This window comes from Piscinibacter sp. XHJ-5 (assembly GCF_029855045.1).
Lineage (GTDB): Bacteria > Pseudomonadota > Gammaproteobacteria > Burkholderiales > Burkholderiaceae_C > Albitalea.
In genome coordinates this window covers 5,870,172-5,896,791 of the sequence record NZ_CP123228.1, presented here as the reverse complement: position 1 = coordinate 5,896,791, position 26,620 = coordinate 5,870,172, and the positions used below count along the sequence as shown (strand labels likewise).

Annotated in this window: 23 protein-coding genes; 14 read left to right on the top strand and 9 right to left on the bottom strand. The window is 69.4% G+C overall.

From position 1 onward, the window contains the following. Window positions 1-7: 7 nt before the first annotated feature. From P7V53_RS27880 to P7V53_RS27835, 10 genes are read left to right on the top strand one after another with little or no spacing between them, the layout of a single operon-like run. Window positions 8-1,222, top strand: a complete 1,215-nt coding sequence (locus P7V53_RS27880; RefSeq protein ID WP_280152744.1) for a glycosyltransferase family 4 protein — start codon at window positions 8-10, stop codon at window positions 1,220-1,222. A gap of 28 nt (window positions 1,223-1,250) precedes the next feature. Further along, a complete protein-coding gene (locus tag P7V53_RS27875) occupies window positions 1,251-2,381 on the top strand; it encodes a glycosyltransferase (protein WP_280152743.1) in 1,131 nt (376 codons plus the stop codon). Further along, window positions 2,378-3,334 (top strand): glycosyltransferase family 2 protein, encoded by a 957-nt coding sequence (locus tag P7V53_RS27870; RefSeq protein ID WP_280152742.1) that lies wholly within the window; start codon window positions 2,378-2,380, stop codon window positions 3,332-3,334. The genes P7V53_RS27875 and P7V53_RS27870 overlap by 4 nt, the downstream gene beginning before the upstream one ends. Before the next feature lie 11 nt (window positions 3,335-3,345). Then, window positions 3,346-4,320 carry a glycosyltransferase gene (locus tag P7V53_RS27865; RefSeq protein WP_280152741.1) on the top strand — a complete coding sequence of 325 codons (975 nt, stop codon included), beginning with the start codon at window positions 3,346-3,348 and terminating at the stop codon, window positions 4,318-4,320. Between the two features lie 4 nt (window positions 4,321-4,324). Further along, entirely contained in the window at window positions 4,325-5,554 is a 1,230-nt protein-coding gene (locus tag P7V53_RS27860; protein ID WP_280152740.1) for a glycosyltransferase, read from the top strand. Continuing rightward, window positions 5,551-6,750 (top strand): glycosyltransferase family 2 protein, encoded by a 1,200-nt coding sequence (locus P7V53_RS27855; protein ID WP_280152739.1) that lies wholly within the window; start codon window positions 5,551-5,553, stop codon window positions 6,748-6,750. Before P7V53_RS27860 ends, P7V53_RS27855 begins: the two co-directional genes overlap by 4 nt. Then, complete coding sequence (locus P7V53_RS27850) at window positions 6,734-7,879, top strand: WecB/TagA/CpsF family glycosyltransferase (protein ID WP_280152738.1); 1,146 nt, start codon at window positions 6,734-6,736, stop codon at window positions 7,877-7,879. Before P7V53_RS27855 ends, P7V53_RS27850 begins: the two co-directional genes overlap by 17 nt. Beyond that, a complete protein-coding gene (locus P7V53_RS27845) occupies window positions 7,872-8,399 on the top strand; it encodes a serine acetyltransferase (protein ID WP_280152737.1) in 528 nt (175 codons plus the stop codon). The genes P7V53_RS27850 and P7V53_RS27845 overlap by 8 nt, the downstream gene beginning before the upstream one ends. Beyond that, complete coding sequence (locus tag P7V53_RS27840; RefSeq protein ID WP_280152736.1) at window positions 8,396-9,706, top strand: glycosyltransferase family 4 protein; 1,311 nt, start codon at window positions 8,396-8,398, stop codon at window positions 9,704-9,706. Before P7V53_RS27845 ends, P7V53_RS27840 begins: the two co-directional genes overlap by 4 nt. Beyond that, complete coding sequence (locus tag P7V53_RS27835) at window positions 9,707-10,870, top strand: glycosyltransferase family 4 protein (RefSeq protein ID WP_280152735.1); 1,164 nt, start codon at window positions 9,707-9,709, stop codon at window positions 10,868-10,870. A gap of 7 nt (window positions 10,871-10,877) precedes the next feature. Here the strand turns inward: P7V53_RS27835 and P7V53_RS27830 are convergent, their stop codons facing one another. The 5 genes from P7V53_RS27830 to P7V53_RS27810 form a co-directional block, all read right to left on the bottom strand. Further along, window positions 10,878-11,819, bottom strand: coding sequence for a polysaccharide pyruvyl transferase family protein (locus P7V53_RS27830; protein WP_280152734.1), 942 nt, complete (start codon window positions 11,817-11,819; stop codon window positions 10,878-10,880). Further along, entirely contained in the window at window positions 11,816-12,901 is a 1,086-nt protein-coding gene (locus P7V53_RS27825; RefSeq protein ID WP_280152733.1) for a glycosyltransferase family 4 protein, read from the bottom strand. Before P7V53_RS27825 ends, P7V53_RS27830 begins: the two co-directional genes overlap by 4 nt. Before the next feature lie 265 nt (window positions 12,902-13,166). Then, on the bottom strand, window positions 13,167-14,168 hold the full coding sequence (locus P7V53_RS27820; protein WP_280152732.1) for a DUF1996 domain-containing protein: 1,002 nt from the start codon (window positions 14,166-14,168) through the stop codon (window positions 13,167-13,169). 134 nt (window positions 14,169-14,302) lie between these two features. Beyond that, on the bottom strand, window positions 14,303-14,929 hold the full coding sequence (locus tag P7V53_RS27815; RefSeq protein ID WP_280152731.1) for a PA14 domain-containing protein: 627 nt from the start codon (window positions 14,927-14,929) through the stop codon (window positions 14,303-14,305). 28 nt (window positions 14,930-14,957) lie between these two features. Beyond that, complete coding sequence (locus P7V53_RS27810) at window positions 14,958-16,130, bottom strand: DUF1996 domain-containing protein (RefSeq protein ID WP_280152730.1); 1,173 nt, start codon at window positions 16,128-16,130, stop codon at window positions 14,958-14,960. 625 nt (window positions 16,131-16,755) lie between these two features. On the opposite strand from P7V53_RS27810, the gene epsI reads away from it, so the two are divergent. Further along, on the top strand, window positions 16,756-17,451 hold the full coding sequence (gene epsI / locus P7V53_RS27805) for an exosortase-associated protein EpsI, B-type (protein ID WP_280152729.1): 696 nt from the start codon (window positions 16,756-16,758) through the stop codon (window positions 17,449-17,451). Between the two features lie 24 nt (window positions 17,452-17,475). On the opposite strand, the gene P7V53_RS27800 is transcribed toward epsI, so the two are convergent. The 4 genes from P7V53_RS27800 to P7V53_RS27785 all read right to left on the bottom strand — a co-directional run bounded on the left by P7V53_RS27800 (window position 17,476) and on the right by P7V53_RS27785 (window position 22,661). Further along, window positions 17,476-18,930 carry a mannose-1-phosphate guanylyltransferase/mannose-6-phosphate isomerase gene (locus tag P7V53_RS27800; protein WP_280152728.1) on the bottom strand — a complete coding sequence of 485 codons (1,455 nt, stop codon included), beginning with the start codon at window positions 18,928-18,930 and terminating at the stop codon, window positions 17,476-17,478. Continuing rightward, a complete protein-coding gene (gene galE / locus P7V53_RS27795; RefSeq protein WP_280152727.1) occupies window positions 18,927-19,973 on the bottom strand; it encodes a UDP-glucose 4-epimerase GalE in 1,047 nt (348 codons plus the stop codon). The genes P7V53_RS27800 and galE overlap by 4 nt, the downstream gene beginning before the upstream one ends. Continuing rightward, entirely contained in the window at window positions 19,970-21,169 is a 1,200-nt protein-coding gene (locus P7V53_RS27790; protein ID WP_280152726.1) for a hypothetical protein, read from the bottom strand. The genes galE and P7V53_RS27790 overlap by 4 nt, the downstream gene beginning before the upstream one ends. Window positions 21,170-21,266: 97 nt before the next feature. Next, window positions 21,267-22,661 carry an undecaprenyl-phosphate glucose phosphotransferase gene (locus P7V53_RS27785; protein WP_280152725.1) on the bottom strand — a complete coding sequence of 465 codons (1,395 nt, stop codon included), beginning with the start codon at window positions 22,659-22,661 and terminating at the stop codon, window positions 21,267-21,269. A gap of 236 nt (window positions 22,662-22,897) precedes the next feature. On the opposite strand from P7V53_RS27785, the gene P7V53_RS27780 reads away from it, so the two are divergent. The 3 genes from P7V53_RS27780 to P7V53_RS27770 all read left to right on the top strand — a co-directional run bounded on the left by P7V53_RS27780 (window position 22,898) and on the right by P7V53_RS27770 (window position 26,550). Next, on the top strand, window positions 22,898-23,443 hold the full coding sequence (locus P7V53_RS27780; protein WP_280152724.1) for a hypothetical protein: 546 nt from the start codon (window positions 22,898-22,900) through the stop codon (window positions 23,441-23,443). Further along, on the top strand, window positions 23,440-24,978 hold the full coding sequence (gene ubiB, locus P7V53_RS27775) for a ubiquinone biosynthesis regulatory protein kinase UbiB (RefSeq protein WP_280152723.1): 1,539 nt from the start codon (window positions 23,440-23,442) through the stop codon (window positions 24,976-24,978). The genes P7V53_RS27780 and ubiB overlap by 4 nt, the downstream gene beginning before the upstream one ends. 108 nt (window positions 24,979-25,086) lie before the next feature. After that, complete coding sequence (locus P7V53_RS27770; protein ID WP_280152722.1) at window positions 25,087-26,550, top strand: sodium:solute symporter family protein; 1,464 nt, start codon at window positions 25,087-25,089, stop codon at window positions 26,548-26,550. Window positions 26,551-26,620: the final 70 nt, after the last annotated feature.

Here is a 26,620-nt window from a genome sequence, read left to right as displayed (position 1 = left end):
TGCCGCCATGCACATTGCGCTCGTCACCCCCAGCTGGCCGATGCACCGCTATCCGAACGGCATCGTCACCTACGTCCACCTGCTGCGCGAAGAGCTGCGCGCGCAGGGCCACCGGATCTCGGTGTTCGCCAACCGCATCGCCCCGGATGGCCACGAGCCGGGCGTTCATCTCGTGAGCGACAGCATGGGCTCGCGCCTGGCGCGGCGGCTTGCGCGCTGGGCCGGCAACGACCTGCCCGAGGTGTTCGGCTGGGGCCAGCGCATCGCCGCCAGCATCGACGAGGTCCATCGCGCCGATCCGGTCGACGTGATCGAGATGGAGGAGTCCTTCGGCTGGTGCGGCGACGTGCAGCGGCTGGTCGACATCCCGCTCGTCGTCAAGCTGCACGGCCCGGCATTCCTGTCGCTGGTCGAGGAAGAGCTGGACACGCCGCTGGCGCAGCAGAAGATCGCGGCCGAGGGCCGGGCGCTGCGCCGCCTGCACACCATCACGTCCCCGTCGGGCGACACGCTGCGGCGCACCCTGGAGCGCTACGGCCTCCGTCCCGCGCTGAGCGAGGTGGTGCCCAATCCCATGCAGGTGAGCACCGAGGTGGGCCTGTGGGACGCCGCCCGCGCTGCGCCACGCCACATCCTGTTCGTCGGACGCTTCGACAAGCGCAAGGGCGGAGACCTCGTGCTGCTGGCGTTCCGCCGGCTGCTGGAGACCGACCCGCGCCTGCGTCTCACCTTCGTCGGGCCGGACACCGGGCTGGTCCGACCGGCGGGCCCCCGAATCCACTTCGACGAGTTCTGCGCCGGGCACTTCGATCCATCGCAGCGCGAGCGTATCGACTACAAGGGCCAGCTGTCCCAGGCCGACATCGCCCGGCTGCGCACGCAGGCGAGCGTGACGCTCGTGGCCTCGCGCTGGGACAACCAGCCCAACACCGCGCTCGAAGCGATGATCCAGGCCTGCCCGGTGGTGGCGGTCCAGGCAGGCGGCGTCGATGAGCTCGTCGAGCATGGGGTGACCGGCCTGCTGGCGCGCGCCGGCGACCACGACGACCTCTGCGCCCAGCTGCTCGCGGCACTGGACGATCCAGCGGCTGCCGGCCGCATGGGACAGGCCGCGCGCCGCCGCGTCCTGGAGCGGCATGCCGGGCGCACGCTGGCAGAGCAGTCGCTTGCGGTGTACCGCCGCGCCATTGCGCAGCATGTGCAGGAAGCGGCCACGCCATGAACTTACGGAGCACCCCAGCATGCTGTCGATGAGCCGCGTCTCGGCCCTCGGCCGCCAGGTCGGCTGGATCCTCTCGCGCCGCCTGCGCCGGGTGAAGCGCTGCGCGGAGTTGCCGCCGCAGGCGAACTTCGTCGTCGTGTACGTCGAGCACGAGCTGTCGAACACGCAGGTCTATCCGTTCCACCTGTACGCCGACGACATCGCGCAGCGCCACGGCGCGCGGCTGTTCGAGATTGCGCTGCAGGACTTCGAGGCCGACGCCGACCGCACCATCTGCCCCCAGGTGCGGTGGGTGGCCTTCCAGACCGGCTTCGACCTGTCCGACGGGCAGATGCAGACGCTGCTGGGCAGGCTGCGCGAGGTGTTCCCCGAGGCGGCATTGACCTACCTCGACTTCTTCGCGCCGCTCGACCTGCGCTACGCCGCCGTGCTCGATCCGTGGGTGGACTGCTACGTGAAGAAGCAGGTGTTCACCGATTTCTCGCAGTACGGCCGCACGACCGTGGGCGACACCAACCTCACCGACCACTTCGCGCGCCGTTACGGCATCGACAAGCCGCAGTTCCGCTTCGAGGTGCCCCAGGGCTTCGGCGACAAGGTGGTCATCGGGTCGAACTTCTGCGTGTCCCCGCGCATGATCGACCGCTTCCGCGGCCGCCTGCCGCGCACCGACCGGCCGATCGACGTGCATGCCCGCATCGCCACGCGCGGCGTCGACTGGTACCAGCGGATGCGACAGGAGGCCAGGCAGGCGGCGCTGGCGGTGCAGGGCGTGCGCACGGTGTCCGAAGGGCGCGTGTCGCAGTCGCGGTTCTACGACGAGCTGGCGGCGAGCAAGGTGTGCTTCAGCCCCTTCGGCTATGGCGAGGTGTGCTGGCGCGACTACGAGGCGATCGCCTGCGGCGCGCTGCTGATCAAGCCGCGCATGGACCATGTGCGCCTCGCGCCTGAGGTCTTCGTGCCGGGCGAGACCTACATCCCGATCGAGTGGGATTGCTCCGACTACGAAGACCGCCTGCGCGAAATCCTTGCCGACGACAAGCGCCGCCGCGAGATCTGCGCCCAGGCCTTCGAAGCCGTGCACCGCTACATCGAGGCCGATGCGGCGCTGGACGACCTGGCGCCGGTGTTCGAAGCGGCCGGGGAGGCGCGCCGATGAACACGCCCGACCTGACCATCGTCATCGTCAGCTACAACACCGCACAGCTGCTCGCGCCGCTGTTCGAGTCGGTGCAGGCGGCGGCGGGCGGCCTGTCGCTGCAGATCGTCGTGGTCGACAACGCCTCCAGCGACGGCTCGGCCGCGCTGATCCGCGAACGCTATCCGCATGTCGAGCTGATCGCCAACGAGACCAACGTCGGCTTCGGTCGCGCCAACAACCAGGCGATTCCGTTGATTCGCGGCGCGCATGTGCTGCTGCTCAACACCGACGCCTTCATGGCGCCCGACACGCTGGCCAAGACGCTTTCCTACATGAAGGCGCATCCCGATTGCGGCGTGCTGGGCGTGCGGCTGGTCGGCCGCGACGGCGGCCAGCAGGCGTCGTGCCGGCGCTTCCCCACGCCGCTGAACGCCTTCCTGCTGCGCACCGGCCTCGCGCGGTTCGCCCCGTGGGTGCGCGGCATCGACGATCCGCGCTGGAACCCGGCGCTGTCGCAGGACTGCGATTGGGTGCCGGGCTGCTACTACCTGATGCCACGCGCGGTGGTCGAGCGCGTCGGGCTGTTCGATCCGCGCTTCTTCCTCTACAGCGAGGAGGTCGACCACTGCAAGCGCGTGCGCCAGGCTGGCTGGCGCGTGCACTACTACGCCGACACCACGGTGGTGCACCTCGGCGGCGAGAGCGCCAAGGTGGTCGGCGAGGTCACCGAGTCCGGACGGCAGATCTCCGCGCTGCAGATCGAGAGCGAGCTGCTGTTCTTCCGCAAGCACCACGGCGCGCTGGGCGTGTGGGCCGCGCTGGCGCTGACCGCCTTCGCCGACGCCTACCTGGCGCTGAAGTGGGTGGTGAAGCGGCGCGACATCGCGGGCACACGGGCGTACTGGAAGCACGTCAACACGACCTGGTCGCTGTTCCGCCACACGCAGTGGGCCACGTGTCCCACGCGTTGAAAGGGACCACGATGTCGACGCTCGCCGTCGTGGTCATCGGACGCAACGAAGGCGAGCGCCTGCGACGCTGCCTCGCATCGGTGGCATTGCCCGGCACGCGGGTGGTCTACGTCGACTCCGGATCGAGCGACGGTTCGCAGCAGCTGGCGCGAAGCGTGGGCGCCGATGTCGTCGAGCTCGACCTGCGCACGCCCTTCACCGCGGCGCGCGCGCGCAATGCCGGCTGGCGTCGCGCGCGGGAGCTGGCAGCCGATGCGCGCCTGGTGCAGTTCGTCGATGGCGATTGCGAGGTCCGCTCGGGCTGGCTGGAAGTGGCGCAGGCGCACCTCGAGTCGCACGACCGCGTCGCGGCCGTGGCGGGCCGTCTGCGCGAGCGCTTTCCCGAGCGCTCCATCTACAACCAGCTGTGCGACATCGAATGGAACACGCCGCCCGGCGAGACCAAGGCGGTCGGCGGCATCGCGATGATGCGTATCGCCGCGCTGGCCGCGGTGGACGGGTTCCGCGAGGACCTCATCGCCGGCGAGGAGCCCGAGCTGTGCGTGCGCCTGCGGGCGGCCGGCTGGACGGTCTGGAGGCTGCCGGCCGACATGGCGTGGCACGACGCAGCGATGACGCGTTTCTCGCAATGGTGGCGCCGCGCCGTGCGTGCCGGCTTCGCCTTCGCCGAAGGCGCCCATCTGCATGGTCGTCCGCCCGAGCGGCACTGGGTCCGCGAGTCGCGCAGCGCGCTGGCCTGGGGACTCTTGTTGCCGCTCGCCATCGTTCTGCTGTCCTTGGCCTTCGGACCGCTCGCGCTGTGGCTGGCGGCGGCCTATCCGCTGCAGATGCTGCGCCTGTACCGACGCGAGGCCGGCCCCGCTCGCACGCGGCTGGCGCGCGCCTTCTTCCTCGTGCTCGGCAAGTTCGCCGAAGCGCTCGGCGAGCTGCGCTACGCACTGTCGCGCCTGCGCGGCGGCGGCGCGCGGCTGATCGAATACAAGTGAGCCGATGACCCTGCACGTCGCCTATCTCGTCAACCAGTATCCGAAGGTGAGCCACAGTTTCATCCGGCGGGAGATCCTCGCGCTCGAGCGCCAGGGCGTGGCGGTGCAGCGCATCGCCGTGCGCGGCTGGGACGGCGAGCTGGTGGATCCGGAAGACCTGCGCGAGCGCGAACGCACGCAATACCTGCTGCGCGACGGCATCGGCGCGCTGCTGATGCCGGTGCTGCGCGCGCTGACGGCGTCGCCAGCGCGTTTCGGCCGGGCGCTGGCGCTCGCCTGGCGCATGGGACGCCGCGCCGACCGGCCGCTTGCCTATCACCTGGTGTACCTCGCCCAGGCCTGCTGCGTCGTCGGCTGGCTGCGCGCGTCGGGCGCCCAGCACCTGCATGCGCACTTCGGCACCAACCCGGCCGAGGTCGCGATGCTGGCGCACGAGCTCGGCGGACCGCCCTACAGCTTCACCGTGCACGGGCCGGAGGAGTTCGACCGGCCGCAGTTCCTCGGCTTGGGTGAAAAGCTGCGCCGCTGCGAGTTCGCCGTGGCCATCAGCTCGTACGGACGCAGCCAGCTCTACCGATGGGTGGAGCATGCGCACTGGCCCAAGATCCGCGTGGCGCATTGCGGCATCGAAGCCGCTTTCCATGCGGTGCCGGCCAGCGCCCCGCCCGGTGCGACGCGCCTGGTGTGCGTGGGCCGGCTGTGCGAGCAGAAGGGGCAGCTGCTGCTGGTGCAGGCGGCGCAGCGCTTGCGCCAGCGCGGCGTGGGCTTCGAGCTGGTGCTGGCCGGCGACGGCGAGATGCGCGGCGAAGTGGAGGCTGCCGTGGCCGCCGCGGGCCTGCGCCAGCAGGTGCGCATCACCGGCTGGATCAGCAGCATGCAGGTGCGCGAGGAGATGCTGGCTGCCCGCGCCGTCGTGCTGGCGAGCTTCGCGGAGGGATTGCCCGTCGTGCTGATGGAGGCGATGGCGCTGCGCCGGCCGGTGGTCGCCACGCAGGTGGCGGGGATTCCCGAGCTGGTGCGCCCGGGCGAGAACGGCTGGCTGGTGCCCGCCGGCGACGTCGACGCGCTGGCCGCCGCGCTGGAGGACTGCCTGCGCAGCAGCAGCGACACGTTGGCGCGCCTGGGCGAAGCGGCGCGCCAGCGCGTGCTCGAGCGCCACGACATCGACACCGAGGCGGCCAAGCTCGCCGCCTGGTTCGGCATGCCGGCGGCACGGCCGGCGCTGGCGGCATGAGCGCCGTGCTGCTCGGGCTCGCGACGGCGCTGACCGCCGTCGTGCTGCTGCTGCTGGTGCCGGTGATGGTGCTGTTCGTCCAGGTGGTGCTTGCGGCGGGGGACCGCCCGGCGGCGGACTTGCCGGCCCGTCGACCCCGGCTGGCGGTGCTGGTGCCGGCGCACAACGAAGCGGCCGGCATCGCGGCGTCGCTGGCCACGGTGACCGCCCAGCTCGACCCCGGCGATCGTGTGCTCGTCGTGGCCGACAACTGCAGCGACGACACGGCGCAAGTGGCGGCCGCGGCCGGTGCCCAGGTGGCGGTTCGCACCGATGCCCGGCTGCGCGGCAAGGGCTATGCGCTCGCCTTCGGCGTGGAGCGGCTCGCGGACGATCCGCCGGAGGTGGTACTGATCATCGATGCCGACTGCGCCGTGCAGCGCGGCGCCGTCGACCGGCTCGCGCGCGAATGCCTGGCGCAGCAGCGGCCGGTGCAGGCGCTGTACCTCATGCAGTCGCCGCCGGGCGCGGGGCTGCGCACCCGCATCGCCGAATTCGCCTGGGTCGTGAAGAACCAGGTGCGTCCGCTGGGCTGGTACCGCGCCGGCTGGCCTTGCCAGCTGATGGGCACCGGCATGGCGTTTCCCTGGAGGCTGATCCGCAGCGCGCCGCTCGCCTCCGGCCATCTGGTGGAGGACCTGCAGCTCGGCCTCGACCTCGCCGCTGCCGGATCGCCGCCGGTCTTCGCGCCGGAGGCCTGCGTGACCAGCGTCTTTCCCGAGCAGGCGGCGGGACTGGCGGCGCAGCGCACGCGATGGGAGCATGGGCACCTGGGCGTCATCGCGACGCAGGCGCCGCGGCTGCTGGGACTGGCCCTCACACGCGGCCGCGTGGGGCTGGGGGCGATGGTCCTCGATCTTTGCGTGCCGCCGCTGGCCGCGCTGGTGCTGCTGCTGTCGGGCGCGCTGGCGCTGGGCGCATTGCTCGCCTTGCTCGGCGGCCATGCCGTGCCGCTGGCGCTGGCAGCCGCGGGTGTCGCATTGTTGAGCGTGGCGGTGCTGCTGGCCTGGGCGGGACACGCGCGGCGCATCGTCTCCTTGCGCGAGCTGCTCGGCGTGCCGCTCTATGTGCTGGGCAAGCTGCCCATCTATGCCCGGCTGTTCGGGCATCGGCAGGTGGAATGGGTGCGGACCAAACGTGATGACAAGCCCCGGTGAATGGCGAGCGGCCGCGGCCGCCGCTCCGCAGGTTGTCGACTTCCAGCGCGACGTCGTGTGCCTGCTCGGCCTGCCGCTGGACACTGTCGACCTGGCCGGCGCGGTGCACGCGGTGCGCAGCGCCGCCTTCACGAACAAGACCTGCATGATCGCGACGCCCAACCTCAATTTTCTCGTCGGTGCGCTGGACGACCCGGCGTTTCGCGACTCGGTGACGCACGCTGACATGAGCCTCGCCGACGGCATGCCGCTGGTGTGGCTGGCACGCCTGCTCGGCCTTCCGTTGCGCGAGCGGGTGGCTGGTGCCGACCTCTTCGAGGCGCTCGACAGGCACCTAGGGCCGCCGCTGTCGGTGTTCTTTTTCGGCGGACCGGACGGCGCCGCCCAGGCCGCCTGCGAGCGGGTCAACGCGAGCTCGCGCGGCTTGCGCTGCGCCGGCTTCGACTCGCCCGGCTTCGGCAGCATCGCCGAGATGAGCGGCGCCGAGCGCATTGCACGCATCAATGCCAGCGGCGCCCAGTTCCTCGTGGCGGCGCTCGGCGCAAAGAAGGGGCAGGCGTGGCTGGAGCACAACCGCGCGAAGCTCGCCGTGCCGGTGCGCTGCCACCTCGGCGCGGTGGTCAACTTCGCCGCCGGCACCGTGCGCCGCGCGCCGCGGCTGCTGCAGCGCTTCGGTCTCGAGTGGCTGTGGCGCGTCGTCGAGGAGCCGTCGCTGTGGCGCCGTTATGCCGGCGACGGCGCGGTGCTGCTGCGGCTGCTGGTGACGCGGGTTCTGCCGCTGGCGCTGGTTCGCCGGCCGAGCCACTCGGCGCTGGCGGCTGCGACCGTCGCCGTGCAGCTCGCCGGGGACACCTGCACGCTCACGCTCACGGGGGCCTGGGCGCGGTCCAACCTGCAGCCGCTACGCCAGGCGCTCGCACAGGCCGTGGACGCTGGCGCGCCTCGGCTGTGCTGCGTGCTGCGCGAAGTGACCCACATCGACAGCGCGTTCGTCGGCCTGCTGACGATCGCGCCTCGCGCCTTTCCGCTCGGCATGACGCTCGTCGATGCGCCGGCGCGTGTCGCGCGGCATCTGCGCTGGCATGGCGCCGGATATCTGATGCGACCCGCACGAGGCGCCCATGCTTGACGACCTGCGTCAGCTGCTGCCGCCCGTCACGCCGGCAATCTCCTCGAAGGTGCCCGACTGGTCGCGCGAGGCCAAGCCCTTCTTCGCCTGGATCCCCTCGCGCTCGCTGCTCGCCAGCATCCGCGCCCACGCGCGGGCCCGCGCATCGCGAGCGCCGTGGGCGGTGTTGCTGCGCAAATGGGCCGCGCTGCGCCATCGCTTCTGGAGCGTCGTCACGGGCGCCGATATCCCGGTCGATTGCCGCATCGAGGGCGGGCTGCTGCTGCCGCACCCGAACGGCGTCGTGATCCATCCCGAAGCGCGCATCGGTCCCAATTGCCTCATCTTCCAGCAAGTCACGATCGGCGTGGCCAATGGCGGCGTGCCATCCATCGAGGGCCACGTCGACATCGGCGCCGGCGCGAAGGTCCTCGGCGCTGTCACGGTGCACGAGCACGCCCGCATCGGCGCCAACGCGGTGGTGGTGCACGACGTGCCGGCGGGCGCGACGGCAGTCGGCATTCCGGCGAGGGTGGCATGAGCGCCGATCCGCGGCTGAAGGTGGTGATCGTTTCCGAGCACGCATCGGCGCGCTTCGGCGGCGAGGCGGCCTTGCCGCTGCACTACTTCCGCGTGCTGCGCGCTCGCGGCGAAGCCGTGTGGCTCGTGACCCATGCGCGCACCCGCGACGAGCTGAACACGCTCTTTCCCGGCGAGACGCGCATCCGCTACATCGAGGACACGCGGCTGAACCGCCTGATGTGGCGCATCGCGCAGCGCTTGCCGGCGCAGATCGCCTACTTCACCGTCGGCTTCGTGTCGCGCTTCGCCACGCAGCTCGCGCAGCGGCGCGTCGTGCGCGAGCTGGTGCAGCAGCACGGCATCGACGTGGTGCACCAGCCAATGCCCGTGTCGCCGCGCGAGCCGTCGATGATGTTCGGCTTCGGCGTGCCGGTGCTCATCGGGCCGATGAACGGCGGCATGGAGTACCCGCCGGCTTTCGCGCGTCACCGCGGGCGTGCCGAGCGCAGCCTGCTCGCCGTGGGGCGCTGGAGCGCCGCCGTCCTCAACGCGCTGATGCCGGGCAAGCGGCGCGCCGCCACCCTTCTGGTCGCCAACGCGCGCACCCGCCACGCGCTGCCGGCGGGGGTGTGCCCGCGCGTGGTCGAGCTCGTCGAGAACGGCGTCGACCTCTCGCTGTGGCGCGACGAGGCGCCCGCGGAGCGCGTCGACGGCGTCCCGCTGTTCGCCTTCGTCGGCCGCCTGGTCGACTGGAAGGCGGTCGACGTGCTGCTGGAGGCGTTTCGCGTCGCGTCGCAGCGCGCGCGCATGGGGCTGGTGATCATCGGCGACGGCGTCCAGCGCGCTTCGCTCGAGCGCCTGGCCCATCACCTGTGCATCGCCGCCGTGCCGCAGACGCCGGCGGGCGAGGGGGTGCGCTTCACGGGCTGGCTGCCGCAATCGGCGTGCGCCGAGCGCCTGCGCGATGCCGACGTGCTGGTGCTGCCCAGCCTGCTCGAATGCGGGGGCGCGGTCGTGCTCGAAGCGATGGCGATGGGCAAGCCCGTGATCGCCACCGCATGGGGCGGGCCGCTCGACTACCTCGACGAGCGCTGCGGGGTGCTGGTGCGCCCCGCGAACCGGGCGGCGCTGGTGCGCGGCCTCGCCGATGCGATGGTGCGGCTCGCCGCTTCACCCGAGCTGCGGCGCAGCATGGGACGCCATGGACGCGAGAAGGCGCTGCGCGACTACGACTGGGAAGTCAAGGTCGACCGCATGCTGGCGCTGTACCGCGAGGCTTGTCACGGTGCTCGCGGCAGCGACATCGAATCGGCGCGGGCGGCCTGAATGCGGGTCCTCATCGTCAGCGATTGCAGCGGCTACATGCGCGGCGGCGTGCCGGTCGAAACCGTGCACCTCGTGCGTGGCCTTGCAGCGCGCGGCCACGCGGTGGCGCTGGCCGGCGACGTCCCGCCGCCGGGCGCCGAGGCCGCCCGCCACTGGCCGCTCACGCTGCCGGTCGGCGAGCGCTTGACGCAGGAACTGACCGCCGCCCTCGACAGCTTCGCGCCGGACGTGGTGCACGTGATGGCGATGAGCTCGCGCGGCATCAGCACCCTGGCCGGTGTGCTGGCCGGACACGCCTGGGCGTTGACCTGCCACTCGCTGCCGCCGTACGAGCGCAAGCTCAACGCGCTGCACGGCAACGAAGCCCTGCATTACGGCGCTCGCTTCGTGCGCTTCGCGGCCAACACGCTTGCCTGGAAGATGCTGATGCGATGGCGCGAGATGCCCCGCGTCATCGTGCACAGCGAGGCCATGCGACGCACCGTCGTGCGCTACGGCTGTGCGCCGCAACGCGTCACGCCGATTCCTTTCGGCTGCGGCCCGGTCGACCGCGGCGTGCGCATCCGACCGCAGCCGGCCGATCCGCTGATCGTCACGATGGGCGGCGTCGCGCACACCAAGGGGCAGCACGATGCGGTGGCCGCCGTCGCGCAACTTCGCGAGGCGTTTCCGGGGCTGCGTTATCGCATCCTCGGCGAGGTGCGCGATCGCAGCTACCTGCGCTTTCTCGAGCGCTCGATCGAGCGGCTGCATCTGCGCGGGCACGTGGAGGTCACTCCCAGTCCGTCGAACGACGAGAAGGATGCGATCCTGCGCGCCGCCGACCTCTATCTGCAGCCGTCGCACGAAGAGGGGTTCTGCCTCGCCTACATCGAGGCGGCTGCCGTCGTGCCGCGTCTGGTGGGCACCGACACCGGAGCGATCGCGCTCATCGGCGCCGATGACGCCGCTGCGCGCACCGTCTCGCCGCGAAGCCCAGCGCAGCTGGCGGACGCGATGCGAACCCTGCTGGACGCGTCGCTGCCTGACAACCTCATGGCGCAGCGCGCCGCGCGCCTGTCGGCGCGCTTCTCCTGGTCGCACTACCTCGACGCGCACGAGGCGCTGTACCGCGAGCTGATCGCCGCGCTGCCGGACGTGCCGGCTTCCGTCGGCGCCGCCTAGACGGGCCTCAGACTGACGCTGCCGGCGTTGTCGTCGGCAGCGGCGGCGTGCTCTCGCACCAGGTCACGTTGGCAAAGCGGCCCGCCATCGACTGCTCGTAGACTGCGCGGTTCTTGCCATAGCTGTTGGGCAGGAAGTCGACCCGCTTGCCGCGCAGCGCGGCCATGATGCACACGTGCAGGCGATTCGTCGTCACGCTGTCGAAGCGGTCGATGAAGCGCATCATCCGCCACGTCGCCTCGAGGCTGTGCAGCGGATCGAGCAGCCGCACGTTGAAGACATTCGAGAGGTCCACGTTGCCACGCGGCAGACCGATGTCGGTCTTCTCCGTGTCGGTGCGCAGCGCGGTGAGGCGGTGTTCGGCACGGCCGGCGAGAAGGGCCGGTATGCCGCGAATCGCGCGCTTGGCGTTGCGCCAGGCCAGTCCCGGCGTCGACACGAACGGCCAGAAGCGCTGCTCGGCTTCGCGCGCCGCGCGCTCGCAGTCGAAGTGGATCGCGAGGTCGTCGTCGAGGTCGACACGCGCTGCCGCGGCATGCCGCTTCACATGCTCGAACGACGGCATCTCGCGGCAGAACAGGTGCACGTTGCCGCCCAAGGCGGCGAGCAGCGTCTCGTTGCCGCGTATCGTGTGCGGCAGCACGATCAGCTTGGCGGCGCTCGCGTGGTGGGCATCGATGAAGCGGGTCGCGGCGCCGTAGAGCGGCACGAGGGCGCCGCCCCCGCCGTAGAGCACGACGCGGCCCCGCGTGGCTTCGGCGGGAGAGTCGATCGGGATGAGCCGGTAGCGGCAGCCCAGCCGGTCCAGCAGCTGGTAGGTGGCGCAGGTGATGAACACGTCGCCCGCGTTGCCCGGATTCGGACAGTACAGCAGCTCGGTGTCGCGCAACTCGCGCAACGTGCTTTCCAGAGGGCTCGCGCGGCCGATCGGACTGCCCGGCGCGCTCATGACTGCAGCGGGCGCGCCGCCCGAACGTATTGGTTGTCCACCAGGCCCTTCATCATGCGCAGGATGCGCGGCACGTTGACCGCGGCGTTGTAGTGCATCTCGACGTGCTGCCGTCCCTCGTGCGCCATGCGCTGGCGCAGCGCCGGATCGTCGATCAGCGACTCGAGGGCAGCGCGCAGCGCCTGCCCGTCATTGCGCGGGATCACGAAGCCGGCGCGCCCGTCGGGGATCAGCTCCGGGATCGCTCCGACGGCCGTGCCGATCGCGGGGCAGCGCATGGCCATGGCCTCGAGGTACGCCCAGGGCACCAGGTCGGCGGTGGTGGGCACGGCGAACACGTCGCACGTGCGGTACAGGTCGATCAGTGTGGGATCGTTGGGCTTCAGGTTGCGGTGCACGTGCACGTGGGCTGGCACCTCGGCCGGCGCCTGGTTGGAGACCAGGTGCAGCTCGGCGCGTTCGGCCAGGTGTCGCTGGAAGACGTCGATCAGCAGGTGGCCGCCCTTGCGCTCGAAGTCGCCGCCGACGAACAGGATGCGAAAGCGCCCGTTCTCCTCGGTGCGCGGCTCGCCCGGCGTCCACTGGTCCAGGTCGAGTCCCACGTGCATGGGCCGCACCTTGTCCGCATCGACCGGGCATTCGGCGAGGAAGATGTCCGCGGCCCACTGCGAGAAAGGCATCAGCAGGTCGACGTGCCGCGCGCGCCACCGGTCGATGGCCAGGCGCATGCGCATGCGCGCGCGAGACTTCAGCATGTCGCGCGGGTACAGCGGGTAGCTGGCCTCGTCGCCGATCGGCGCCTCGTCGGTGCTGCTCACGATCACCGGGCGCGAGCGCACGAAGCCTCGCAGCAGCGCCAGCAGCTCGGCCTCGAACAGATGCACCATCACCGCGTCCATGCGCGAGAGGGCGGCAAGGCCGGGCCAGGCCTGACGCAGCACGGCGGCGCGCAAGTGGATCGGTTGGGGGATCAACTTCGCGAGCCGGGTCTCGCGCGGCGCCCAATGGCTCACCGGGACCCAGGTGAACTCGACATCGGGATCTCGCTCGGCGTACTTGCGCAGGTTCACGTACCGGGTCATGTTCCCGATCGTGGTGTTCAGGATGAACCCGAAGCGGTAGGGGGGTGGTGTGGTGATGGGCACGTGTCGGAGTGGCAGAAGCTCGTGTTCACGCGTCGCGCGGATCGGGCCGCGCGGCCGGCATGCTTGCCCCTTCTCTCGCGTGCTGTGCGCGCCGGCGCCGGTGGTCGGCGATGCGCTTGTTGGTCTGACGTGAAGTCGCGGCCAGTTTAGGGGGCCCGGTGCACACCATCAAGACCCCCCGGGAAACAAACGGTTCGGCGCATCAATAGATCGCACGGCCATCGCCGAGGAGGTGCGAATGGCAGTCGCGGTTGGCCTGGTTGCATCCCTTGACCCAGGCATCGCGGATCGCGGGCTTCCACCCGTCGAACCAGTCGCCGTGCATGGAGCGCCCGCCCGGTAGGTCTTCGCCGTACATGTCGGAGGCGAGCCGCCAGTGGCGCGAAATCCCCGGCTCGGTGACGTCGTAGAGGATGTTGAACGTGATCTCCGGAATGGCCACCGGGTGGCTGGCGGGACAGCGGCGATTCACCGGATACGCCATGTGGCTCTTGTGATCGGGAGAATCGAGGTTCTTGCCGTCCCAGCATTGCGGGAAGAACACCATCTCGTTGAGCTGGCTGCCGACCGGGCACTCGGGTATGTCGCGATGCGCCTTGGTGTCCACGCCCCGGCCCTGGCACACGAAGCGATAGGGACCCTTGGTGGAGCTGTTGGTCGGATCGCCGGCGATCATGCGCAGGCCCTTGGGGAAGGGCTTCACGTCGTCCGGTCCGATGCCGTTGTAGCCGTTCTTGTAGTACATGTTCGCGCCGGCCGGCTTCAGCGCCGCGCCGGTGCGCATGTCGATCGTCGCCGGCACCCAGTACGCGCTGCGGTTGACGATGCCGCCGCGGCAGGTGGAGCCGCCGCTGTTGGCGATGGAGTCGGCCGTCGAGTAGGCATCGGTCGCCGTGTTGCCGAAGAACACGTGCAGGTGCGATTTGCCGGGCTGTCCCGGGAACACCAGCGGATCGTCAAAGGCCATGTGCGAGAAGCCGCAGACTGTGCGAAAGGCGCCCTGGTCGCCGGGTTGGGGCTGCTCGGCGGTGGCGCGTACGCGTTCGCTCACGGCCCCCGGCAGCCGCGCCGCAAGCTTCAGGCGATCGATCCGGGGTCCGTGTCCCGCGTGCAAGGCGGCGACGTCGCCGGCTGAAGGATCGTGAGCGTGCTGCGCCGTCCCGAGCGCGGGCCAGGCTGCGGCCAGGCAAAGCAGCAGGCGCATCCGCGGTCGGTGAAGGCGGTTCTTCATCATGGAGCAGGCCGTGCCGCGACCCGCGGCGCAACACGATCGTGGCGATGCCGGTCAGAGGGCGCAAGGCGCCGCGGGGTTCCGGGTCACTCGCAACAAAAGCTGTCTCAGGCGCGGCGCGCGGGGACCGCGTCGGTCGGCAGATAGAGCAGGGCGCGCGGCACGGCGAAGCGCGCCCCGTGCGGGGCGGTCCATTCGAGCCGGATGCGGTTGTTCGCGCCTGCGATGCGGTCGAGCTCGACCGTGATCGGGTAGTAGCGTCCCGCCGCGAGCTCGATCTGCGCCTGCGCATCGGCGCCGGCACCGGCCATCGGCTGGCGCGCCACCAGCACACGCGCATGGTCGGCGCCGGCATGGAAGCGATAGCGTCCCGCCAATGCCGGCTTGATCCAGCCGCTCCAGCGTACCGATAGTGGCCGCTCGCCAGCGCGGTCGGGGGGCCAGTCGAGCGACGCGTCGAAGTCGATGGAGCTGTCCAGGCGCACCAGCAGCGGCACGCCGCGGCAGCCTTCCTCGGGGAAGTATTCACCTCGCAGGCCGACGCCGGCCGCGTTGGCGGAACTGCACAACTCGACCTTGCGCGCCGCCTGCTCGAGTTCGACCTGCGCCAAAGAGGCGCCGCGGGGGGCCGTGTCGATGGCACGGTCGCGGCGCAGCATCAATGCCGCTGCTGCGCCACTGACGAGAAACGCCCGGCGCGCGATGCGGCCGGGCTGGGTGGGAGGCATCGCCATCGCGATCCTGAGCCGCTGGGGTGCAGCGTCAGAAGATCGCGCGGCCGTCGCCCAGCAGGTGGGCGTGGCAGTCCTTGGCGGCCTGGTTGCACTTCTGGACGAAGGTTTTCATGATGTCCTGCTTCCAGCCGTTGAACCAGTCGCCGTGTGCGGAGTAGCCGGCCGGCAGCGAGCGGTCGTAGTTGTCCGACGAGAGGCGCCAGCGCAGGGGCGCATTCGCTTCCGTCACGTCGTAGATGATGTTGAACGTGATCTCCGACAGCGGCACCGGGTGCGTCTTCGGACAGGCGCGGTTGACCGTGTAGCTCATGTGGCTCTTGTGGTCCGGCGAGTCGAGATTGACGCCGTCCCAGCACTGCGGGAAGAACACCACCGCCCACAGCCGCGCACCGACCGGGCAGTTCTGGATGGTCTTGCCGACCATGTACTCGGAGCCCTTGCCGATGCACTTGTACTGGAACGGCCCCTTCGGCGTGGCGTTCTTCGCGTTGCCGGCGATCATTCGCAGTCCCTCGGGGAACGGCTGCACATCCTGCGGCCGGATGCCGTTGTAGCCGGTCTTGTAGTAGATCATCGCGCTGTGCGGCTGCAGCGGCTTGCGGGTCGCCGTGTCGATCATCGTCGGCACCCAGTAGGCCGAGCGGTTGATCGTGCCACCGCTGCAAGTGGAGTTGCCGGTGTTGGCGAGGCTGTCCGCGGTGGTGTAGGCGTCGGTGCCGGTGTTGCCGAAGAAGGTGTGCAGGTGCGAGCGACCCGGCTGGTTGGGGTAGACGATGGGATCGTCGGCCGCCATGTGCGAAGGCTTGCAGCTGGTGCGGAAAGCGCCGATGTTGGTCGACGGCGGCATCTCGCCGGTGGTCTTGACCCGATCGCTGGACACGCCCAGGGCGCGTGCGGGCGCCAGGGCCACGTCGACGCTGACGGCAAGCGCGTCCATCGAGACGCCGGCGACCGCCGTGGCGCCGAGCGCCTCCGCGGTGGGTGTGGCGGCCTCCGCGGCGGCAATGACGTTGTCGGTGGAAATTTCGCTGTCGCCGAAGCCGGCGGCCGTGTCGCCGGCTTGCACGGCTTCCTCCGCTTGAACGTCCGTGGAAGGGTCAGCGGAGGTGCCGCCGCCGCAAGCGGTGAGGATGGCTGCGGCGAGCAGGCAGAAGGTGAATCGGAACGGCAGCGCGTTGTCGCTGAGGTGCGGCATGGTCATGTGTCACTCGAGGGAGGGTTGCAAACACCGGCCGGACGGACGGTGACTTGCAGTGCGTGAAGCGAGTGAACCGACGGGGTCGGCGTGACGCGGATGCGTGGAATCGCGGGGAACACTGCGGCCTGGCGTTGTCCGACGGGGTCGGAGCGCGCTGCACCAGGTGTCGATGGGGCTTTCGGTGGCTCGTCGTTGGCCTTGACACGGCGCTTGTGACGAGAAGAACACTTGTGTGAGAAAACGATTCAAGACCGACGCGCGCTCCATCGCCGTCGTCAGGACAGGCGAGAAGGTGCTGTTGGGGACAGCGGGAATGCGCGGCTGGAACATGAACCCTCGATCTGCTCTGCCGCCCGCACATCGGACGGCGGCGCCACGAACGGACGCAACCCTACTGGCGCAGGGTTCATACCAGCCCAAAAACTGCATACATCGGACAAATCACGGCGCTGTCGTGTGTATGTTTTACAGCAAGGCCAAGCAACTTTTTACAAGACTGACAGCAGTCGCTCACAGAGGGTGCCAATGAACTGGCCGTTACGGGGGACCTTCGATATGCGCACGGGGCCCAGGATCGCCGCGTGCTGACCCACGCCTAGAATCCATCGAGCACCAGAGGAGCCTTGCCATGAGCAGCGTGCGCATTTCCATCGTGTTGGCGGGCCTGATGGCCCTCGCCGCGGTCGGCGGGATCGCCGCCAGGCCGACCGCCAAGCCCCCCGGATCGGCACCGCGCTACATCCTCGAGGACACGGTCCCGAAGCAGTTCGGCGACTGGCGGCTGCTGCCGCAGTCGAGCGCCCAGGTGGTCAATCCGCAGACCAAGGAACTGCTCGACAAGCTGTACAGCCAGATCCTCTCGCGAACCTATGTCAACGGGCAGGGCTACCGGGTGATGCTGGCGCTGGCCTATGGCGACGAGCAGCGCGGCGACCTGCAGGCGCACAAGCCGGAGGTCTGCTATCCCGCTCAGGGCTTCAAGCTGCTCAGCAACGATCCGGCCGAGCTGGCCACCCCATTCGGCGGCATCGCAGCGCGGCGGCTCAACACCGTCCTCGGTCCGCGCCAGGAGCCGGTGACCTATTGGTTCACCATGGGCGACACCGCGGTGAAGAGCAAGTTCGAGCAGCGCCTGGTCGAAATCCGCCTGGGCCTCACAGGCCAGGTGCCGGACGGCTTGCTCTTTCGCGTGTCCTCGATCGATGAGTCCACGCAGCGTGCGTTCCAGATGCAGGACGCCTTCATCACCGATCTGCTGAAGGCCGTGCCGGCGCGCGACCGCATGCGGCTGAGCGGACTCGGGGCGGCGGCGAGCCCGGGTTGAGCCCGTCGACGGCGGGCTCAGCCGCTAGCGGACTCGGCCGTAGGTGTCCTCGTAGCGGACGATGTCGTCCTCGCCGAGGTAGCTGCCTGATTGCACTTCGATGATCTCCAGCGGCACCTTGCCCGGATTGGCCAGGCGGTGCACGGTGCCCACAGGGATGTAGGTGCTCTGGTTCTCGGTCAGCAAGATGACCTGGTCGCCGTTGGTCACCTCCGCAGTGCCGCACACGACGATCCAGTGCTCGGCGCGGTGGTGGTGCTTCTGCAGGCTCAGCGAGGCGCCCGGCTTCACCATGATGCGCTTCACCTGGAAGCGTGATCCCGAATCGATGCTGTCGTACCAGCCCCAGGGGCGGTGCACCTGCCGATGCAGCGTGTGCTCGCTGCGGCCCTGGCCGTCGAGGTGCGAGACGATGTGCTTGACGTCCTGGCTTCGGCTGCGATCGGCCACCAGCACCGCGTCGGGCGTCTCGACGACGACCACGTCGGCCAGGCCCAGCACGCCCACCAGCCGGCTGGTCGCGTGCACCAGCGTGTTGCGGCTGTCGCGCACGAAGGTGTCGCCGGCGCAGGCGTTGCCGGCGGCGTCCTTCTCGCTGACTTGCCACACCGCGTCCCAGGCGCCGAGATCGGACCAGCCGGCGGCCAACGGCACCATGCGGATGTCGAAGGCGGACCCGGGGCATTTCTCCATCACCGCGTAGTCCACGGACTCGCTCGGAATGGCGGTGAACTCGGCGCGGCCCGGACGCACGAAGCTCGCGTCGAGCGTTCGGGTCTGCCACGCCGCGCGTGTCGCGGTGGCGATGTCGGGGCGGAAGGTCTCGAGTGCCTTCAGCCACACCGACGCACGGACAACGAACATGCCGCTGTTCCAGTAATAGTCGCCCCCGGCGAGGTAGCGCTGCGCGGTGGCGAGGTCGGGCTTCTCCACGAACTGGGCCACGCGGCTGGCCGCTTCGCTGCCCGCGGCTGCGGCTGCGCGGATGTAGCCGAAGCCGGTCTCCGGCCGGTCGGGCGTGACCCCCAGGATCGCGATGGCGCCGGTGGCGGCGATGCGCACGGCCTGCTGCAGTGCCTGCGTGAACGCCTGCTCGTCGGTCACCGTCTGGTCGGCCGGCGTGACGACCAGCACCGGATCGCCGCCCTTGGCCGTGGCCAGCAGCGCGGCCAGCGTCATCGCGGGCGCGGTGTTGCGACCCATCGGCTCCAGCACGACCGTGGCCTCGGGAACACCCTTCAGCTCGCGCAGCTGGTCGAGGACGAGAAAGCGGTGTTCCTCGTTGCCCACCACACAAGGCGCCGCGATGTCGATGTCGTCGCAGCGCAGGTCGGACAGGCGCGCCGCGGCCTGTTGGAACAGGCTGCGGTTGCCCTGCAACACGAGAAACTGCTTCGGATGCTGCGCGCGCGACAGCGGCCACAACCGCGTGCCGCTGCCGCCGGCCATGATGACGGGCTGAACTGGGATGGAGCTCATACGGACGTGACCGGGGTGGGGACGGGTTCGAAGCCGTTCGGATTCATGTGCTGCCAGCGCCAGCTGTCGGCGCACATGGCATCCAGGTCACGCGTGGCCCGCCATCCGAGAAGACGGTGGGCGAGCTCGACATCGGCATAGACGGCATCGACGTCGCCGGGACGACGCGGCGCCACCTCGTAGGGCACCGGGCGGCCGCTCGCCCTCTCGAAGGCGCGGACCATCTCCAGCACGCTGTAGCCTCGGCCTGTGCCCAGGTTGGCGGTGATGCCCCGCTGCTGATCGAGCAGGTATCGCAGCGCCGCCACATGGCCCTCGGCGAGGTCGACGACATGGATGTAGTCGCGCACGCCGGTGCCGTCGGGCGTGTCGTAGTCGTCGCCGAAGACACGCAGCGTGGGCCGCTTGCCCACGGCGACCTGCGTGATGAACGGCATGAGGTTGTTGGGCACGCCGTGCGGGTCTTCGCCGATCAGTCCGCTGGGATGCGCGCCCGCGGGGTTGAAGTAGCGCAGAAGTGCGATCTTCCACGCGGGATCGGCACGCTCCACGTCGCGCAGGATGTTTTCGCCCATCAGCTTGGTCGCGCCGTACGGGTTGGTGGCCGAGAGCGGCGCGTCCTCGCGGATGGGCAGCGCCTCGGGCTGGCCGTAGACGGTGGCGCTGGAACTGAACACCACCACGCGGCGATGGTGGCGCTCCATGGCGCGCATGAGGCTGATCAGCCCCCCGACGTTGTTGGCGTAGTACGCCAGCGGCTTCTGCGCGCTTTCGCCGACCGCCTTGAAGGCCGCGAAGTGGACGACCGCGTCTACTGCATGGCGCTCGAACACGCGGTCGAGTGACGCGCCGTCGCACACGTCGACCTTCTCGAACACCGGCGTCTGGCCGGCCAGCGTGGCCAGCCGTTCGAGCACCCGCGGCGAGCTGTTCGAGAAGTCGTCGATGCCCACGACGCGAAAGCCGGCCGACAGCAGCGACAGCCAGGTATGCGAGGCGATGTAGCCGGTCGCACCCGTCAGGAGGATGGTCGCTGCGCTCATGGAATGACGATCTGTCCGTAGCAACCGGCGGTGTTGCCGCGGAACGAGCCCGAGCTTCCCTGTTCGTACGCCACATTGCAGCCCAGCGTGATGGTTCGCGTGGCGAGGTAGCGTGCGCCGAGATCCAGGCGGCTGGTGTTGCTGTTGAAGCTGGTGCCGGTCACGGTGTCGAGCGTGCCGCGGATGTAGCGGACCGTGCCGTTGACGAGGATCTTCGCCGTGGCCTCCCAGTCGGCACCGAGCAGCGCCACCCAGTTCAGGCGGTTGTTGTCGGTGCGCAAGCCCGACAGGCCGATCTGCGTCAGGGACAGGAAGGACGCCTCGTTGCCTGTGTCGCGGACCAGCGAGGCGCGGATCTTGGTCTTGCCGGTGGGCTGGTAGTCCCAGGTCACTGCGCCGGTGACGCCGGAAAAGTCGGAACGGCTGGGCGCGGTGTGGTCGTCCTTGGTGAGGCTGATGCGGCCGCTGATGGTGCTGAGGCCGGATGGCGTCCAGGTGGCGGTGAAGTCCAGATCGCGGCGATCGCCCTCGTCGGGCTCCAGCGGACCCAGCAAGACCTGGCCGAAGATGCTTTCCGGCAGCAGTGGCCGGTACAGCGGCGTCTCGCTCTTCGAGGCGCGTGCCGTGACGCCCAGCGCCAGCTGCCCGCCGCCGCCCCAGCGCACGCCGAGCGACGCGACGTCCTGCGTGGTATCGCGCTCATCCGAGACGGAGTAGTCGATCTTGCGCTTCTCGACATTGCCTTCGATCCCCAGTGCGGAGGTGACGCCCCAGCGCACGCTGGCCGATGCGGCTTGCGCCTTCTCGACGTTCTTCACTTCGGGCGAGCCGACGACGGTGTAGTCGTTGAGCGCCTGGCGGCTGTTGTAGCGCAGGCTGCCGGACAGGTGCTCGATCGTCTGCCATTCGAGCCCGGTGGTCAGCGAGTGACTCGTGTTGTTGAGCTGCTTGAGCTCGCTGTAGCGGTTGTCGGAGATCCGCCCGTTGAGGTACACGCGCTGCCGTCCGGGGGTGAGATTGAGGCCGCCGAACAGGCTGGTGCTGGAGATCGTGTCGCTCTGCTCCGCGCCGGGTCGGCGGAACACGTTGCTGTCGTGGGTGAAGGCTTGCGCGGCACCGACGTACCAGGGCTGCTGCTGCGCTTGTGCGCCCATGCAGGCGGCGGCGAGCGACGCGGCGACGGCGAGCGGCTTCAAAGTGGCTCGGGAAAGGAGGCGGCTTGTTGTAGGCATGGATCTCTCTCCGGAAAGATGAACGATCTGTTCGACGGCAGGCCTGGCCCGCGACGCTGACTCAATAAGCGTTCCGGTCGAAAAACACGAGGCGGATGGTACGCACGATGATCTGCAGATCGAGTCCGAGGGACCAGTTCCGCAGATATTCGAGGTCGTATTCGACACGTGCCTGCATCTTCTCGATGGTATCGGTCTCCCCCCGGTGACCGTTGACCTGCGCCCAGCCGGTGATGCCCGGCTTGACCTTGTGGCGGACCATGTAGGCCTTGATGATGCGCCGGTACTCCTCATTGTGGGCCACGGCGTGCGGCCGCGGTCCGACGATGCTCATGCGTCCCTGGAGGACGTTGAAGAACTGAGGCAGCTCGTCGAGCGAGGTTCGCCGCAGGAATGCGCCGAAGCGCGTCACGCGCGGATCGTTCTTCGTCGCCTGCCGCACGACCGGTCCGTTGTCCTGTGCGGTCATCGAGCGGAACTTCCAGACCGTGATCTCCTCGCCGTCGAGGCCGTTGCGCTTCTGCTTGAAGATCACCGGCCCGGGCGAGCTGAGCTTGACGCCGATCGCCAGCGCAAGAAGCACCGGCGAGATGAGCACGATGATGAGGCTGGCGATGACGATGTCGCTCACCCGCTTGACCAGCTCGTTGGTGCCGGTGAAGGGCGTCTCGCAGATGCCGACGACCGGCACGCCGTTCATGTCCTGCAGGCGGCCCTGGATGATGCTGATGCCGAAGACGTCTGGCACGAAGTAGAGCGAGGCGGTCGTGCCCTGAACCTGCTCGAGCAGCTCGACGATGCGCGGCTGCGAGCCGAGGGGCAGCGTGATGAACACTTCGCGGATGCCGTGCAGCCGGATGTACTCCGAGACGTCCCGCAGCCCGCCCAGGCGCTGGCGGATCGCTGCCTCGTGAACGCGGTCGTCGGTGCGGTCGTCGAAGTAGCCGACGAAGTCGATGCCGTGGTCTTCGGCGTCGGACAGCGCCCGTGCCACCTTGACGCCCAGCGAGCCAGCGCCCACCACGATGGCCGAGCGCCGCGCGTCCGCCCGCGAGGCGGTGAAGCGCACCACGCGCTGCCCGACCCACACCGCGACCCACTGCAGCACCGGCGTGAGGAAGATCCAGGTGAACAGCGCCTGCTCCTCGAAGTAGCCGAGGCTGCGTGTCGCATAGCCGCACAGCGCGAGGATGCCGATCAGCATCACCCAGGACGACACGATGTCGACGCCGGCAGCGATGAGGTTGTCGCGAAAGCGGTTGCGACCCGGAAAGGTCAGCGCGAAGACCAGCAGGCACAGGGTGAGCTCCGCCCGTGTCACCGGCTCCTCGAGGACCCAGTTGGCGCCGAGAAACGTGAAGACCGTGATCGCTGGCTCGAGGAATGCCGCCACCAGCGACGTCACGGATTGCGGCGCGCTGTAGAAGGTCCTCTTGTAGGTGCGGTCTTCAAACATCGGTCAGGGTGGTGTTCGGTGCCAGAGCCGCTTTTCGTCTCGACGCTGGATCGTCATGCAACGTCCAGGCCAACGGGCCCGCCGTCTACCGCTGGTCGGTGTCGAACCTGCTACCTGCTCCCCCGAGAGGCGTGGGCCCGTCCGGTCTGTCCGGCGGGCATTCTCCCTCAAATCAACAGGGCGCCCGAGCCCGTGTGTGAGGGGTGACGCCGGGCACGCGTGCCTACAATCTGCGCATGCTCGACACCCTGCAGCAGCTCGCCAGCACCGCGTTCATGGAGCGGTTCACCCTGTGGCTCAATCATGTGGTCGCGGGCGAGACCGCTGCGGTCCAGCGGCTCAAGCCGCATGCCGGGCGTTTCATCCGGTTGCAGCTCGCGGGCTGGCCCTCCTTGCTGCCGCCGCTGCCGGAGCTTTCGTTCACCGTCACGCCCGCGGGCCTGTTCGAGTGGTCCGCCACGACCACGTCCGGAACGCCTGACCTGCTGCTCACCATCGATGCGGCAAACCCTGCGCGCATCGTCGTCGACAGCCTGTCGGGCCAGCGGCCGCCCGTGGCGGTGGTCGGCGACGCGGCGCTCGCCACAGACGTGAGCTGGCTGATGGACAACCTGCGCTGGGACGTGCAGGACGACCTGGCGCGCTTCGTCGGCGCCGGGCCGGCGCACGAGATGGCGCGCATCGGCGGCAAGGTCGCGGGAGCGCTGCGCGAAGCGCTGCGCTCGCTCGCCGGCTTCGCGTCCCGCGCCGACGGCTTGGGGCGGGAGCCGCGGGCGCGATGAGGCACCTCGCGCGCCTCGTCTTCATCGTCTTCACGGTTCTGCGGTTCGGGCTGGATGAGCTGGCCCTGTCCGGCTTCCGGCAGCGCCGCGTCAGGCTGCTGGTCCGACTGCTCACGGTCGGCCGAAGTCTCGACGTGGCGCGCGGCGTGCGCCTGCGCCTCGCGCTCGAGACGCTCGGTCCCATCTTCGTCAAGTTCGGCCAGGTGCTGTCGACGCGCCGCGACCTGTTGCCGGCCGACGTGGCCAACGAGCTCGCGCTGCTGCAGGACCGCGTGCCGCCCTTTCCTGCAGAGCAGGCGCGCGTGCTGGTGGAGCGCGCCTTTGGCAAGCCGCTGGCGGCGGTGTTCGCACGCTTCGACCCTGAACCGGTGGCCAGCGCATCCATCGCGCAGGTGCACTTCGCCACGCTGCTCGACGGCCGCGATGTCGCGGTCAAGGTCCTGCGCCCGGGCATGCTGGAGGTGATCGACGACGACCTGTCGCTGATGCGCACGCTGGCGCGCTGGGTCGAGCGCTTCAGCGCCGACGCGCGCCGGCTGAAGCCGCGCGAGGTGGTTGCCGAGTTCGACGTCTACCTGCACGACGAACTCGACCTGGTGCGCGAGGCGGCGAACGCGGCCGAGCTGCGGCGCAACATGGAAGGGCTGGCGCTGGTGATGATCCCCGAGATGTACTGGGATCTGTGCACGCCCAACGTGATCGTCATGGAGCGCATGCACGGCGTGCCGATCAGCCAGACGCAGCGCCTGCGCGAGTCGGGTGTCGACATCCCCAAGCTGGCGCGCGACGGCGTGACGATCTTCTTCACGCAGGTGTTCCGCGACGGGTTCTTCCACGCCGACATGCACCCCGGGAACATCCAGGTCAGCATCGCTCCGGCCACCTTCGGGCGCTACATCGCCCTCGACTTCGGCATCGTCGGCACGCTGACCGAATACGACAAGGAATACCTGGCGCAGAACTTCGTCGCGTTCTTCCGCCGCGACTACAAGCGCGTCGCCGAGCTGCACGTCGAGAGCGGCTGGGTGCCGCCCACCACCCGGGTCGACGAGCTGGAGGGCGCCATTCGCACGGTGTGCGAGCCGCACTTCGACCGGCCGCTGAAGGACATCTCCCTGGGCCAGGTGCTGCTGCGCCTGTTCCAGGCCTCGCGCCGCTTCAACGTCGAGATCCAGCCGCAGCTCGTGCTGCTGCAGAAGACGCTGCTCAACATCGAGGGACTGGGGCGCCAGCTCGATCCCGAGCTCGACCTGTGGAGCACCGCCAAGCCCTTTCTCGAGCGCTGGATGAACGACCAGATCGGCTGGCGCGGCTTCGTCGAGCGCCTGCAGAAGGAAGGCCCGCGCTACGTGCAGCTGCTGCCGGAGCTGCCGAGGCTGGTGCACCAGGCGCTGCAGCCGCGGTCGCTGTCCGAGCAGCGCATGCTGGAGGGCCTGCTGATCGAGCAGCGGCGCACCAACCGGCTGCTGCGCGCGATGTCGCTCGTGGTGGTCGCCGCCGTGCTGGGTTTCGCGGTCTACGTCGCGCGGTTCTAGCCGGGCGCGCCTTGGCGCGGATAATCGATGCTTGCCGCGTGGGGGCGCGGATGTCCGCACCGCGGGGTTCGCGCCGTCCACATCGTCAGACCTCCAGACCAACGCCGCATGAACCTCATCCTGATCACTTTCGTGGTGCTGTACCTGCTGGGCACGCTCGCGCTCGGCGTCTGGGCCGGCACCCGCATCAAGAACACCAGCGATTTCGCGATCGCGGGGCGTCGCCTGCCGCTGATCATGGTGGTGACCACTACCTTCGCCACGTGGTTCGGCGCCGAGACGGTGATGGGAATCCCGGCGAAGTTCGTGCAGGGCGGGCTCAATTCCATCGTCGAGGATCCGTTCGGCGCCGGCACCTGCCTGATCCTGGTCGGGCTGTTCTTCGCGGCGCGGCTGTACAAGCAGAACCTGCTGACCATCGGCGACTTCTACCGCCAGCGCTTCGGCAAGGGCGTCGAGGTGTTCTGCTCGGTGGCCATCATCCTCAGCTACCTCGGCTGGGTGGCGGCCCAGATCACCGCGCTCGGGCTGGTGTTCTCGGTGCTGACCGATGGCGCGATGTCCGAGACGACCGGCATGATCGTCGGCACGCTGGCCGTGCTGGTCTATGTGGTGATCGGCGGCTTCCTCGCGGTGGCCTGGACCGACTTCATCCAGATGATCGTGCTGGTCATCGGCCTGTCCGTCATCGCGATCTTCTCGGCCGACCTGGCCGGCGGCGCCGGCAAGGTGTTCGACATGGCGACGCAGGCCAACCTCTGGAACTTCCTGCCGCCGCCCACCTTCACCGACATCGCGTTCTTCATCGCCGCGGGCCTCACGATGATGCTGGGCAGCATCCCGCAGCAGGACGTGTTCCAGCGCGTCATGTCGGCGCGCAGTGCCGAGACGGCACGCAACGGCGCGGCCATCGGCGGCTTCAGCTACATCCTGTTCGCCTTCGTGCCGATGTTCGTCGTGGCCTGCGCGGTCGTCGTCATGGGCTCCAGCGCGATGGACCTCGCCAAGAACGACTACCAGCGCCTGCTGCCGACCTTCGTGCTGACGAAGATGCCGCTGGTCATGCAAATCCTGTTCTTCGGAGCGCTGCTGTCCGCCATCAAGAGCACCTCGTCGGCAACCTTGCTCGCGCCCAGCACCAGCTTCGTCGAGAACATCCTGAAGAACCTGCGTCCGCGCATGACGGACAAGCAGCAGCTGTTCGCGATGCGCTGCACGATCGTGGTGTTCGCGGTGCTCGTGCTCGCTTACGCGATCGCGATGAAGGGCACGCCCATCTATGACCTGGTGTCCTCGGCCTACCAGGTGACGCTGGTCGGCGCCTTCGTCCCGCTGGTGATGGGCCTGTACTGGAAGCGCGCGACCACGCAGGGCGCGGTGGTGTCGCTGGCCGCCGGCATCGGCACCTGGCTGCTGTTCTTCCCGCAGGTGAGCGAGCTGGGCAAGAGCTTCCCGGGGCAGCTCGCCGGTCTGATCGCCGCCTTCGCCGGCATGATCCTCGGCTCGCTGGCGCCCCAGATGCTGAGGAACCGGCACGAAGCACGGCAACAAGTCGCGGGCTTGAAGGCCTAGGCGGGCGCCTTCATATGGATGAGGGCCGGGCGGGGACCCCCGCCCCCTTATAATTTCACGTTTTGAATCA